Source organism: Kitasatospora sp. DSM 101779 (assembly GCF_025655475.1).
Taxonomy (GTDB): Bacteria; Actinomycetota; Actinomycetes; order Streptomycetales; family Streptomycetaceae; genus Kitasatospora.
The window spans coordinates 5,629,687-5,642,817 of sequence record NZ_JAHTIK010000001.1 but is presented as its reverse complement, the minus strand read 5'-3'; the positions used below and the strand labels follow the sequence as shown (position 1 = coordinate 5,642,817).

Annotated in this window: 8 protein-coding genes and 1 pseudogene; 2 read left to right on the top strand and 7 right to left on the bottom strand. The window is 73.2% G+C overall.

Annotated elements, in window-relative coordinates; translation table 11 throughout:
* Positions 1-32: 32 nt before the first annotated feature.
* Both KSNIM_RS25650 and KSNIM_RS25645 read right to left on the bottom strand, forming a co-directional pair.
* On the bottom strand, positions 33-1,049 hold the full coding sequence (locus tag KSNIM_RS25650; RefSeq protein ID WP_263105485.1) for an SGNH/GDSL hydrolase family protein: 1,017 nt from the start codon (positions 1,047-1,049) through the stop codon (positions 33-35).
* A gap of 181 nt (positions 1,050-1,230) precedes the next feature.
* Positions 1,231-2,175 (bottom strand): PAC2 family protein, encoded by a 945-nt coding sequence (locus KSNIM_RS25645; protein ID WP_263105484.1) that lies wholly within the window; start codon positions 2,173-2,175, stop codon positions 1,231-1,233.
* A 698-nt stretch (positions 2,176-2,873) separates the two neighbouring features.
* Here KSNIM_RS25645 and KSNIM_RS25640 point away from each other — a divergent pair.
* Positions 2,874-3,593 (top strand): GNAT family N-acetyltransferase, encoded by a 720-nt coding sequence (locus KSNIM_RS25640; RefSeq protein ID WP_263105483.1) that lies wholly within the window; start codon positions 2,874-2,876, stop codon positions 3,591-3,593.
* A gap of 129 nt (positions 3,594-3,722) precedes the next feature.
* Here the strand turns inward: KSNIM_RS25640 and KSNIM_RS25635 are convergent, their stop codons facing one another.
* On the bottom strand, positions 3,723-4,433 hold the full coding sequence (locus KSNIM_RS25635) for an MOSC domain-containing protein (RefSeq protein WP_263105482.1): 711 nt from the start codon (positions 4,431-4,433) through the stop codon (positions 3,723-3,725).
* Between the two features lie 202 nt (positions 4,434-4,635).
* Here KSNIM_RS25635 and KSNIM_RS25630 point away from each other — a divergent pair, with 202 nt between their 5' ends.
* Positions 4,636-5,940, top strand: a complete 1,305-nt coding sequence (locus KSNIM_RS25630) for a C2 family cysteine protease (protein WP_263105481.1) — start codon at positions 4,636-4,638, stop codon at positions 5,938-5,940.
* Positions 5,941-6,358: 418 nt separating this feature from the next.
* On the opposite strand, the pseudogene KSNIM_RS25625 reads toward KSNIM_RS25630, so the two are convergent.
* The 4 genes and pseudogenes from KSNIM_RS25625 to dusB all read right to left on the bottom strand — a co-directional run.
* Positions 6,359-7,216: pseudogene (locus KSNIM_RS25625) on the bottom strand (ADP-ribosylglycohydrolase family protein); the annotation flags it as partial.
* A gap of 322 nt (positions 7,217-7,538) precedes the next feature.
* The gene (locus tag KSNIM_RS25620) at positions 7,539-8,120 is read right to left on the bottom strand and encodes a ribonuclease domain-containing protein (RefSeq protein WP_411543775.1); all 582 of its coding nucleotides are present in this window, start codon (positions 8,118-8,120) and stop codon (positions 7,539-7,541) included.
* Between the two features lie 404 nt (positions 8,121-8,524).
* Positions 8,525-11,233, bottom strand: coding sequence for a pyruvate, phosphate dikinase (gene ppdK, locus KSNIM_RS25615; protein WP_263105480.1), 2,709 nt, complete (start codon positions 11,231-11,233; stop codon positions 8,525-8,527).
* A 563-nt stretch (positions 11,234-11,796) separates the two neighbouring features.
* On the bottom strand, positions 11,797-13,017 hold the full coding sequence (dusB, locus tag KSNIM_RS25610; RefSeq protein ID WP_411543774.1) for a tRNA dihydrouridine synthase DusB: 1,221 nt from the start codon (positions 13,015-13,017) through the stop codon (positions 11,797-11,799).
* Between the last annotated feature and the right edge of the window lie 114 nt (positions 13,018-13,131).

Below are 13,131 nucleotides of genomic sequence, written 5' to 3'. Positions count from 1 at the left end.
TCTGCCGTACGGGTCTGCCGTACGGGCCCGGCTCAGCCGCGGACGGCCGCCAGGACGGCCTGGGCCATCCCGCGCTCGCCCCGGGCATTGGGGTGCAGCGGCGCGGCGCCCGCGGCCGGCAGGGCGGGCTCGATCCAGCGCTCGGCCTCGCCCGCGCACATGTCGTGGCCCGCCGACGCGGCGGCGGTGTCCACGAAGACCGCCCCGGCAGCGGCGGCGCGCTCCCGCAGCATCCCGTTCAGCTGCTGCTGCTTCTCGGTGAGGAAGGCCAGGTCGGCGGCGGCGAAGCCGTCCCCGAGGGTCTCCCGGCAGGCCGCCGGATCGGCCGGCAGCAGGGCCGGGTAGCCCACCACGTACACCCGTGCCGAGGGCGCCCTGCGGTGGATCTCCGCGAGGACGCCGCCGACCTTCCCGCCCGCCGCGGCGACCTGCTGCTGCACCTCGTCCGGGCCGCCGCCGGCCGCCGTGTAGACCGCCCGGCAGGCCGAGGGCGCACCGCCGGTGGCGGTGTCGGCGCCACCGGCGGCCAGGGTGGACCGCAGGCTCTCCCGCGCGCAGCGGGTGATGACGTCCATGAAGCCGGCGTCGTTGCCGCCGATCCCGACCGTCACCAGCCGGGTGGTGCCGGTGAGGGCGTCCAGCTGCGGCGGGTTGGTGCCGTCCGCGGTGCGCTGCGGGGCGGTCAGGTCGCCGGTACGGGCGCCGCTGCAGCTGACGTCCCGGAAGCCCGCCCCGGTCAGCCCGAGGCCCGTGGCGACCAGGGCCGGGTAGTTCGCCCCGGACCGGGCACAGCCCGCCGGGGTGCCGCTCTGCGGCGGCACCTTCAGCCCCGAGGTGTAGGAGTCGCCGAGGGCGACGTACGGACCGGCCGCCGGCGGGGAGACCTGCGGGGACGACGCCCCGCGGGACTGCTGGTGGGCCTGGTCCGACGGCCCGGCCGGCGGTGCCGCCCGCGAGCCCCCGTCCGTGCCGCAGCCGGCCGCCGCCAGCAGCACCGGCAGCAGGGCCGCCGCCAGGGCGGTACCACCGCCGTCGCGCCGTCGTGCCATGAAGTCCCCCCGGGTCCGTTCCTGGTCGTCCCAACGTACGGGACGGCCGCGACAGCTCCCGGGCCCCGGAGTGCCCGTGTCGCACGGGCGCTTCGGGTGTCGACGGTGCGGAGCGAGCCGGCGGCCGGTGCGGGCTGCCCCGGGCTGGGTCCGGCTCAGGCGGCCGGTGCGGCCCGGCGCCTCACTCCGTGTCGCGCTCGTGCTCCGCGAGGAACTCCTCGAAGCGGCGGCCCAGCTCGTCCGCCGACGGCAGGTCGGTGGCCTGGGCGAGCAGGCTCTCGCGGCTGTCCGCGCCCGCCACCGCGTCGTACTGGCCCTCCATCCCCTGGATGGCGGAGCGGAGCTCGCCGTCGCCCTGCTCCAGCTGCTCCTCGATCTCGGCGTACACCTCGTCCACCCGCAGCCGCAGGTCGGTGCCGGGCAGCACCAGGCCGGTCGCGGACTGCACCGCCTCCAGGATCTGCACCGCGGCGGCCGGGTAGGCGGAGCGCGCGATGTAGTGCGGGACGTGGACGGCGAACCCCAGCACGTCGTGCCCCGCCTCGGCGAGCCGGAACTCCAGCAGCGCCTGGGCGCTGCCCGGCACCTGCGCCTGGTCGAACCAGCGGGGGTAGCCGGGGGCCAGGTCCATCCGGGTGCCGTGCGGCGTCAGACCGACCGGGCGGGTGTGCGGGACGCCCATCGGGATGCCGTGGAAGTCCACCGCGAGGCGGACGTCGAACTGATCGATCAGGCCGCGCACCGCGGCGGCGAACAGCTCCCACTCGGTGTCCGGCTCGGGGCCGGAGAGCACCAGGAAGGGCGCGCCGACCGAGTCGTGCACCAGCTGGAGCAGGATCTCCGGCGGGTCGTAGTCCGTCCAGCGCTCGCGGTCGAACACCATCGCGGGGCGCCGGGCGCGGTAGTCCACCAGGCGGTCGTGGTCGAACCGGACGACGACCTGCGGCGTGCCGTGCTCCAGCAGGTGCGAGACGACCTGGGTGCCGGCCTCACCGGCGTCCATGAACCCCTCGAAGTGGTACAGCAGCACCAGCCCGCCGCCGGCCTCGGCCGCGGCCTCCTGCGCCGCGGCGACCGCCTCGACACCCGCCGGCTCCAGCGCGTACAGCTCCTTGGGATCACGCACGGCGCACCCAACCCCGTTCCGTCTCGTCACGTCGTTCGTTCGGGGCCGCCCGTTCGTCGGCGCCGCCCCGGCAGGCGTCGCGCGGACGCCCGTCGATCACTCCAGCGTGCCCGGGGCCGCGGGAATTCCCGCTGCCGCCGCGTGTCTCCACCCCGCTTGCAGAATATTCTCACTTCGGGCCGAAACGGCTGGTGGAAAGCGTCCGGACGGCTGTTCGGGGGCCGCCGGACGCCCGTCACGGCGTACCCCCGACACGCGCACGCCCCCGATCTCGTGCCGCGAAGTGACGCACCGCCTTCTTGCGGGTATCGTCCTCTCGCTGCCTCGCACCGTCGCGTCGTCGCCGCGCCGTCCGTGACGTCGTCGGCCACGCCCCGACCAGGTGTGTTGCCAGTCATCCTCTGCGCACCTTGCCTTCACTTGGCCGCCTGCTTCCCTTCGTGCTCTCGTCTCTCTCTCGGCCATCTCGCGGACGCACACTGTCCCCTCGCCCATCCCGCCGGTCCGGGTCGTCGACCCGTTCCCGTTCCGGCACCGCGCTGCCCGCCTCCGGGCCGTCGCTCCCCGCCGCCCGACCGGCCCCGCCGGCGTGCGCCGACGGTGCGGCGGAGGCCCCGGAGCGGGGCGAAAGACCAGACCCTCGACGCCGTGACCCCGGACCGAGGGACCCTCCGACCGCCGAAGGACCGAAGGATTCCGTGCCCGTTCCCGTCACCCTCATCGGCCGCACCGTGCGGCTGGAGCCTCTCGCCGAGCACCACGCGGAGGCACTGGCCGAGGCAGGTGCAGCGGACCGTACGACCTACGCCTTCACCCCCGTCCCGCACGGCCTCGAAGCGGCCAGGGAGTACATCGGGCGTGCCCTCGCCGACCAGGCCGCGGGCCGGTCGCTGCCGTTCGCGACCGTGAGCACCGCGGACAACCGGGTGGTCGGCTCCACCCGGTTCCTGGAGCTCGACTACTGGCAGGGCCCGCTGGTGTGGCCGCCGGTGCCGGGCGTGCCGTTCGGCGATCCGCGCGAGGCGGTGCCGGACGCCGCCGAGATCGGCAACACCTGGCTGGCCCCGTGGGCCCAGGGCACCGGCATCAACAGCGAGGCGAAGCTGCTGATGCTGCGCCACGCCTTCGAGGAGTGGCGGGTGCAGCGGATCTCGCTCCGCGCGGACGCCCGCAACCTGCGCTCGCGCGCCGCCATCGAGCGGCTCGGCGCCACCTGCGAAGGGGTCCGACGGGCCCACTCGCGCGGCCTGGACGGGGTGGTCCGCTCGACCGCCTTCTACTCGATCCTGGACGAGGAGTGGCCGGCCGTCCGCGACATCATCGAGCTGCGGATCGCCGCGGCCACCTCGCCGAGCGCCCCGGACCCGGCTCTCAACCAGGAGTGCCTTAGACACGGCGGTCCGCTGATCCCCGCCTGACGGCCGGGCCGGTCGACCCGGCCCCGGCCCGGCTCGGCCCGGGCGCCGTGTGTGCTCGGGCCCGGTCTGCCGTGTTCGGGCCTGCCGTGTTCGGGCCTTCGGTGGTCGCGCCTGCCGTGTTCGGACCGGTTACGCGGCGTCGTCCGGTTCGGGGGTGCCGTCCGGTGCGGGGGCGTACGGCGGGCGGTCGGTGCGGCGGCGGGCCAGCTCCCGGACGTCCTCCGGCAGCTCGGCGACGTCCACCAGCATCGGCAGCAGCGAGGCGTCACCGGTGAGGGCACGGAAGCAGCCCGCGACCGTGACGCCGTGCCCGGGCCGGTGCACCACGGTGACCGGGTCGCCGGCGCTGATCGACCCGGGTTCGACCACCCGCAGGTAGGCGCCGGGCAGCGCCGCCTCGGTGAACCGGCGCAGCCAGCGGCGCTCGTCCAGCCAGTACGCGAAGGTCGCGCACGGGATCCGCGGCACGGCGACCTCCAGCAGCACCTGCGGGCCGATCCGCCAGCGCTCCCCGATCAGCGCCCCGTCGACGTCCAGCCCGGCGGTGGTGAGGTTCTCGCCGAAGCTGCCGTTCGGCAGCTCCCTGCCGAGCTCTGCCGCCCACCGGTCGAGGGCCTCCCGGGCGTAGGCGTACACCGCCTGGTCGTCGCCGCCGTGGTGGCGGGTGTCGAAGATCCGGTCGCCGACCAGACCGCTGTGCAGCCCGGTGTGCTTCGGCCCCGGGGCGCGTACCTCCACCGGGCGGTCGACCGGGCGCTTGTCGATCCCGGTGCCCCCGGTCCCGGGCTTCGCCGGGTTGGGACGCGGGCGGGCCAGATTCACGGAGAGCAGTGTCGCCATGCCGCGCAGCGTAGGCGCGACCGCCCGGCACCGCAGCCGAATATCGGCAGCCCGTGCCCGCCGAGTGGGACCCGCTGACGGAGCGCCAGCCCCGGTTCTGTCGAGCCTTTCTCACGGACCGTCAGGCGGGGGCCCGGGCGGACGCCGCCCGGCCGGACCGCTTACCCTCGTGGGTCGGGGTGGAACGGACGAGGGGGACCGGATGAGCTACCACCGCAACAACTGGCGCCAGGTGGCGGGGGCCGCCGCGCCCTTCGTCCCGGGCGGCCGGGCGATCCTGGGCACGGTCGACGCGGCCAACCGGCTGATCGACAAGGCCGACCGGCGCACCATCCCGTACGTGCGCGGCGGCCGCCCGCTGGTGGAACTGCCGTGGCAGCCGCCCGGCCCGCCGCCGGACCCGCACCGCGCCGACGCCGTCGGCCGCCAGGTCTGGGACCTGCTCTTCTCCAATGAGCAGCGGTACGGCGCCCGCGCCCTGCTCGACCACATCGGCAACCTGCTGATGCCCCTGCCGCCCGCCGAACTCGACCTCGTCGTCCGTCGCTTCGGCCGACAGGGCCTGGACCGCTGGGACGCCCTCACCCACGTCAAGGACGCCGACGGCCGGTCCGCGTACGACTGGCGCCGCCAGCAGGAGCTGTTCGGCTGGCTGCTGCGCTCGGTCAGCCCGTACGCCGCGATGCTGATCGGCAGCGCGATGCCGTGCAGCCAGCCCGAGTACGAGCCCGGCTGCGGCTGCGGGGACCACGGCTGGGTGCTGCCGCAGGGCCCGTTCGCGCAGGTGGACGGCGCGTACTTCACCGAGCGGTGGCAGCGGGTCTCCGGCTCGACCGAGGCGATGAGCTGGCAGGACGTGGACCAGGGCAGGTTCGGCACCTGCTGGCTGCTGACCAGCGTGCAGGCGGTGATCCAGGCCAATCCGCACCACGCCCCGCGCCACCTGCGCCAGGAGGCGAACGGCACCGTCACCTGCACCCTCTACGACCAGGGCCGGCCGGTCGACATCACCGTCGTGCCCGACCTGCCCTACGGGCACGGCGTGCTCTGGGGCGCCAAGGGCCACAGCGACGACGCCCGGTACGCCGAGACCTGGCCCGGGTACTACGAGAAGGCCGCCGCCCGGTTCTACGGCGGCTACCCGGCCATCGCCGACGGCGGACACCCCAGCGACGGACTGAGCCTGCTGACCGGCCGCCCCTCGCGCGAGGGCGAGATCGACCTCGCCAACCCCTGGCTCTGCCACGAACTCGCCGACCGACGGGCCCGCGGCCAGGCCCTCACCGCCAGCACCCACGGCCGCGGCGACGACCGCGAGCGGCTGCACGGCGGACGGCTGGCCGCGAGCCACGCCTACTTCATCAAGGACGTGGACGTGGCCGGCGGTCGGATCTGCCTCGGCAACCCCTGGGGCGACGGCGCCGACCGCCGGATGTGGGAGTGCTGGCTGACGCTCCAGGAGATTCCGTCCTGCCTGCGGCGGATGAACGCGGTCGACACCTGGTAGCCGGCCGGGCGATCCGGCCGGCCGCTCCGGCGATACCGGTCTGCCGGACAGGCGGGGGTCAGAGGAGGGCGACTGCCGCCACCAGGTCGGCCGGGTCGTGCGGTGAGCGGGCCGGGTGGGCCTCGGCCAGCGCCGACACCGGCCGCCAGCCGGTCCGCGGCAGGGCCTCCACCATGACGTCGAGCACCCCGTGGCCGGAACGGCCGTCCCGCAGGTGGAGCACACCCTCGGCGGTGTGCATCAGCAGCGCCCCCGTCCGGTCGCGGAGGGAGGTCCTGATGCGCTGCCAGTCCCGGTCCGTCCAGCGCAGGTCGGGGAGCTCGACCGGCCTCGGCAGCACGATCCGAGTGCCGTCGGACGGACCGGGGCCGCCGTCCGCCGTGCTGCCCGCCACCCCGTCCGGCACACTGCCCGGCGCCGGAGTCGCCCAACCCGGCAGCGTCTCGCGGGCGGCCAGCCAGGCGGCCGGAATGCCCTCCGCGCCGGTGTGGGCGGCGACCACCCCGCCGACGATGGCGGCCGTGGTGTCGACGTCGCCGCCGGCGGTGACGGTGTCCCAGATCGCGGCCGGGTAGTCGTCCAGGTGCCGAGCGGCCGCCCAGAGCGCGAACGGCACGGTGTCCGCCGCGCTCACCCGGCTGCCGTTGCCCAGCACCCTGGCGGCGGTGTGCGGGTCCTCGACCCCGGCCAGCCCGATCGCCTCGCCCAGCCCGTCACGGACCGCGCCGCGCGGTGTGAGCCGCCGGACCTCGCCCAGGAAGTCCTCCGCCACCGGCCGCTCGGTCCGCAGCCGGGCCCGAGCGGCGAGCGCCGCGGCCACCGCGACGGCGATCGCACCGTCCACGGCCTGGGCATGGGTGTGGGTGATCACGGCGCTGTCCGCCGCCGGGCGGACCGCCGCGCAGGGGTCGTCGGCGTGGGCGGCGCCGAGCGGCGCGACCCTCATGGCCGCGCCGTTCCCGTACGAGCCCTGGCCGTCGAAGAGCTCGGCGGCCAGCCGGCGGGCGTCGCCGCCCTCACGGATCAGCCGGAGCATCCGGTTCGCGGCCGGCCCGTAACCGCGGTCGAAGTCGTGCCGGCGGGCGAAGGCGTGGGTGAGGTCGAAGGTGTCGATCCGGCCGCGCTCGGTGAGGACGGCGTGCACCGAGCAGGCCATCTCGGTGTCGTCCGTCCACGGCCACCTGCCCGGCGGAGCCTGCCGCCGGTCCAGGTGGGGCCGGTTGGCGGGGACGAAGAACTGGGCGCCGAGCGCATCACCGACGGAGAGGCCCTGCAACGCGTCGAGCGCCGCGGCGAGGCGGGGATCGGGTCCCGGCCGGGCGGCCGGGTGGTGATCGGTCCGGTCGGCGGACGGGGTTCGGTCGGCGGACCGGGCGTGATCGGTGGGCGGGGTTCGGTCGGTGGACGGCGTGCGGTCGTCGGGGTCGCCGGGACGGGCGGGCTTGGTCATCACGGCCATGGTGGCAGGTGGTGCGGACGGTCGACCAGGGCCTTTCCGGTCGCAGCGGTCCCTTGCACCCGGCCCGGGTCGGTGATCCGGGGTCCGAGGTTCGTGGTCCATGGCCCGTGGTCCGACTTCCTGGCCGGGAGGCCCGGGCTCAGCAGCGGGGGTCGATCTCGCGGAAGCTCGCGTAGTGGTCGGACGTCCAGTAGCGTTCGCCGGCCGTCCCGGTGACGATGCGCCGGGTGCCGCGGTCGTCGGACTCCGGGGTGACCACGGTGTACTCGTGGTAGTAACCGGTGGTGTGCCGGGGCAGCAGGCCCTCCCGGTTCTCGAACACGACCCCGTCCGAGCGGTACGGGTACGGGCCGCCCTCGGCGATCAGGACGAGGGTGCGGTCGGCCTGGGCCGGGAGCCGGGTCCGGCAGACATCGGCGATCGCCGGATCGCTCGGCAGCCACACCGGGCCGGCGCCGCTCTTCGTCGGGGTGGCCGCGGTCGCGGTCGGCCGGCCGGCGGTGGCGGTCCGGGTCGCGGACGGGCGGGGGGCGGGGCCGGACACCGGAGCGGTCGGTGCCGAGCCGGTCGGCGCCGGTCCGGTGGCGGTGCCGCCCGGTGTGGGACCGGTGGTGGGATTCCTCGTCGAACCGGTGCGGTCGCTCAGGGCGTAGGCGGCCGCCGCAACGATCGCGAACACCAGCAGGACGGCGACGACGATCACGTGGTTTCGGCTGGTCATGGCGGACAGCTTGCCCGGTCGGCCGAGCGCGCCGGGCCGAGCTTCGCGCCGCTCTCACCCGTTCGGCCGCAGACGGAGTATCGGGGCGGCGACCGGTCCCGCGGCGCGGGTCCGGGCTGCGGGGGCCGGCTAGGGGAGCCGAGCCGCGGGGCGGGCTGCGGGGGCGGGCTACGGAAGCCCGGCTACGGGGGCGGGCTGTTGCGGCCAGGTCGTTGGAGCCGGGGGTACGGGGTCGGGCTGCGGGGACGCGCGGGTGCAGTAAGGCCGCCGGGGCGGGAACGGACCCCATTGTCCGTTCCCGCCCCGGCTGCTACGTCCGACGGCTCTCCTGCGCCGAGCTCCGTCGAACGCCCCTCCCCTGCGGAGGGGGTGTGCGGTCAGCGATGGGACCGCGCTGCTTCGTGTCAGCGCGAATCGCTGCCCGCCGTCTCGATGGCGGCGCGGCCTGCCTCCAGGCGCGCCACCGGGATCCGGAAGGGAGAGCAGGACACGTAGTCCAGCCCCACCTCGTGGAAGAAGTGCACCGAGTCCGGGTCTCCGCCGTGCTCGCCGCAGACGCCGAGCTTGAGGTCGGGCCGGGTCGCCCGGCCGGCCTCGGCGGCGTGCCTGACCAGCGAGCCCACGCCGTCCCGGTCGATGGTCTCGAACGGGCTGACCCCGAAGATGCCCTTCTCCAGGTAGGCGGTGAAGAAGCTGGCCTCGACGTCGTCGCGGGAGAAGCCCCACACCGTCTGGGTCAGGTCGTTGGTGCCGAAGGAGAAGAACTCCGCGGCCTCGGCGATCTGACCGGCGGTCACCGCGGCACGCGGCAGCTCGATCATGGTACCGAGCTTGATGTCCAGCTGGACGCCGGTGGACTGCGCGACCTCGGCGAGCACCCGCTCGCACTCGTCGCGCACCAGCTCCAGCTCCTGGACGGTGCCGACCAGCGGGATCATCACCTCGGGGCGCGGGTCGCCGCCGGCCAGCTTGCGCTCGGCCGCGGCCTCCGCGATCGCCCGGACCTGCATGCCGAACAGACCGGGGATGACCAGGCCGAGGCGGACGCCGCGCAGGCCGAGCATCGGGTTCTGCTCGTGCAGCTTGTGCACCGCCTGCAGCAGGCGCAGGTCGTTCTCGTTCGGGTCCTTGCGGGCCTCGGCGAGGGCGACGCGCACCGACAGCTCGGTGATGTCGGGGAGGAACTCGTGCAGCGGCGGGTCCAGCAGGCGCACGGTGACGGGGAGCCCGTCCATCGACTGGAAGAGCTCCAGGAAGTCGCCCTTCTGCAGCGGCAGCAGCGAGGACAGCGCGAGCTCGCGGTCCTTGTCGTTGTCCGCCAGGATCAGGTGCTCGACCTCCTTGCGGCGCTCCTCACCGAGGAACATGTGCTCGGTGCGGCACAGCCCGATGCCCTGGGCGCCGTACCGGCGGGCGCGGTTCGCGTCCTCGGCGTTGTCCGCGTTGGCGCGGACGGCGAGCCGACGGCGGACGTCGGCGTGCGCCATCAGCCGGTGCACGGCCTGGACGAGCCCGCCCTGGACGTCGGCGCCCGCGTGCAGGGTGCCCTCGAAGTACTCGACGACGGGGGACGGCAGCACCGGTACCTCGCCCAGGTACACCTTGCCGTTGGCGCCGTCGATGGAGACGATGTCGCCCTCGTGGACGACCTGGCCGCCGGAGGTGGTGAACTTGCGGTTCTTGGTGTCGACCTCCAGCTCCTCGGCGCCGCAGACACAGGTCTTGCCCATGCCGCGGGCGACGACGGCCGCGTGCGAGGTCTTGCCGCCGCGCGAGGTCAGGATGCCCTCGGCGGCGATCATGCCCTCGAGGTCGTCCGGGTTGGTCTCGCGGCGGACGAGGATGACCTTCTCGCCGGAGCGGGACCACTTGACGGCGGTGTAGGAGTCGAAGACCACCCGGCCGACCGCGGCGCCCGGCGAGGCCGCGATGCCGAAGGCGACCGGCTTGGTCTCGGAGGTCGGCGCGAAGCGCGGGAACATCAGCTGGGCCAGCTGACCGCCGGTGACCCGGTGCAGCGCCTCGTCCAGGTCGATCAGGCCCTGGTCGACCAGCTGGACGGCGATGCGGAAGGCGGCGGCCGCGGTGCGCTTGCCGACGCGGGTCTGCAGCATCCAGAGCTTGCCGCGCTCGATGGTGAACTCGATGTCGCAGAGGTCGCGGTAGTGCGTCTCGAGCGTCTGCATGATGGTCATCAGCTCGTCGTACGACTTCTTGTCGAGCTGCTCGAGGTCGGCCAGCGGCAGGGTGTTGCGGATGCCGGCGACGACGTCCTCGCCCTGGGCGTTCTGCAGGTAGTCGCCGTAGACGCCCTGGGTGCCCGTGGAGGGGTCACGGGTGAAGGCGACGCCGGTGCCGGAGTCCTCGCCGAGGTTGCCGAAGACCATGGTGCAGACGTTGACCGCGGTGCCGAGGTCGTTCGGGATGCGCTCCTGGCGGCGGTACAGCCGGGCGCGGTCGCCGTTCCAGGAGTGGAAGACGGCGTAGATGGCGAGGTCGAGCTGCTCGCGCGGCTCCTGCGGGAACTCCCGGCCGGTCTCGCGCTGGACGATGCCCTTGAAGGTCTCGACCAGGCCCTTGAGGTCCTCGGCGGTGAGGTCGAGGTCGTTGGCGGTGCCCTTGGCGTGCTTGGCCTCGTCCAGCGCCTCCTCGAACAGCTCGCCGTCCACGCCCAGCACGGTCTTGCCGAACATCTGGACCAGGCGGCGGTAGGAGTCCCAGGCGAAACGCTCGTTGCCGGACTGGGCGGCGAGGCCGGTCACCGAAGCGTCGGACAGGCCGATGTTCAGAACGGTGTCCATCATGCCGGGCATGGAGAACTTGGCACCCGAACGCACTGACACCAGCAGCGGGTTGTCGTGCTGCCCGAGCGTCTTGCCCATCCGGGCCTCGAGGGCGACCAGGTGCTTGCTGATCTCCTCGTGCAGCGAGGCGGGCTCGCTGCCCGTCTCCAGGAAGACCTTGCAGGCCTCGGTCGTGATGGTGAACCCCGGAGGGACGGGGAGACCCAGGTTGGTCATCTCGGCCAGGTTCGCACCCTTGCCACCAAGAAGATCCTTGAGGTCCTTGTTTCCTTCGGTGAAGGAGTAAACAAACTTCTGCTTCGCCGCCACGGGTCGGTCTCCTCGCACACGGTTGCCCTGACGCCGGAGAACATACCCATTTCAAAGGCGCTTTCGTGCCGCCAATAGGCCGTACGTGCTTGAGAACCACTCAGGACCCAGCAGATCGAATGCCCGAGCAGGCATTCACCTATGTTGCCGAAATCGTCCGGTTGACGCTAGCTATCGTTCAAGTAGTGAAGGCATCGAAACCTGAAGATCACACGAACCGGACAGAGAGTGATGGCCGATCGTCGACTCTGTTGCCCCGGCTTGATTTCCTGCAGCCAGTGGTGCCGATCAGACCGAGACCCCTTCGGGAAGCGATTCACGTTGTCGAGGCCTCTCGGCGACCTGACCGGCCGTCAACCACTCAGACTATGTGGCAAGCGTCACGAACGCATCTCAGCCTTCGGGCGCCCATGATCGCGCGCTTCATGACTTTGAGTAGCCACCTCCGTGACTTGACGTAACCAAAATCTGCCAGAAAGGAGCCCCCTTGGCCAGATCGGACAAGAGGGCTGGTCCGGAGCGGCAGATGGCCAATCAGGACCCATTTCGCCTCGGCGTACAGATCATCCGCCAGATGTGTCCGATTCGGCGTCAACGGAGGGCACTGCGCAGTCGTACGGATCGTCCAACCAGCCCTCCGGCAGCACCACCCGGTTGTTGCCACTGGTCCGACCGCGCGGACCGTCCGCACCGGCGGGCCAGATCTGCGCCTGGTCGATCTGCTCCAAAAACTCAGCCAACTCGGCGAGGGAGGAGGCGTTGGCCAGCCGGACCCGGAGTTCGGACCCGACCGAGAAGCCCTTCGTGTACCAGGCCACGTGCTTGCGGAAATCGATCACGCCACGGGCCTCGTCGCCGAGCCACTCACCAAGCAGCTGGGCGTGGCGCACCATGGCCCGGGCGACCTCGCCGAAGGTCGGACGGGCGTAGTCGACGTCACCCTCGAAGACCGACACCAGGTCCTTGAAGAGCCAGGGCCGGCCGAGGCAGCCACGGCCGACCACGACGCCGTCGCACCCGGTCTCGCGCATCATCCGCAGCGCGTCGTCGGCCGACCAGATGTCGCCGTTGCCGAGCACCGGGATGTGCGCCGGGACCGACTCGCGCAGCCGGGCGATCGCCGACCAGTCGGCGGTGCCGCCGTAGTGCTGGGCCGCCGTACGGCCGTGCAGGGCGATGGCCGAGACCCCCTCCTCGGCACCGATCCGGCCGGCGTCCAGGAAGGTGAGGTGGTCGTCGTCGATGCCCTTGCGCATCTTCATCGTCACGGGCAGGTCGCCCGCGTTGGCGACGGCCTCGCGGAGGATGTCCCGCAGCAGGTTGCGCTTGTACGGCAGCGCCGAGCCGCCGCCCTTGCGGGTGACCTTCGGGACGGGGCACCCGAAGTTCAGGTCGATGTGGTCGGCGAGCCCCTCGTCCGCGATCATCCGGGCCGCCTTGCCGACGGTGACCGGGTCGACGCCGTACAGCTGGATCGACCGGGGCTTCTCGCTCGGGTCGAACTTGATCAACTGCATGGTCTTGGCATTGCGCTCGACCAGGGCCCGCGTGGTGATCATCTCGGAGACGTACAGCCCCTTGCCTCCGCTCTGCTCACGGCACAGCGTCCGGAAGGGAGCGTTGGTGATCCCCGCCATGGGTGCCAGCACGACCGGCGGCCACACCTGCATCGGGCCGATGTTCAGCGGCGCGAACTCGGCGCCTGCGGCGGACGCAGGCTGGGTGGGCTCGCCGGTGGCTTCGGCGGCCCCGACGGTGTCGGGTGTGCTGGGGGTGGTGGTCATGCGCGGCAGAGTCCTCGGCTGATGGGATTCGGGACTCTCCATTGTCCCCCACCCGAGTGGCGGCCCTGCCGGGCTCGGGTGGGGGTGGGCTGGGGTGGGTGGGCTGGCGTGGGG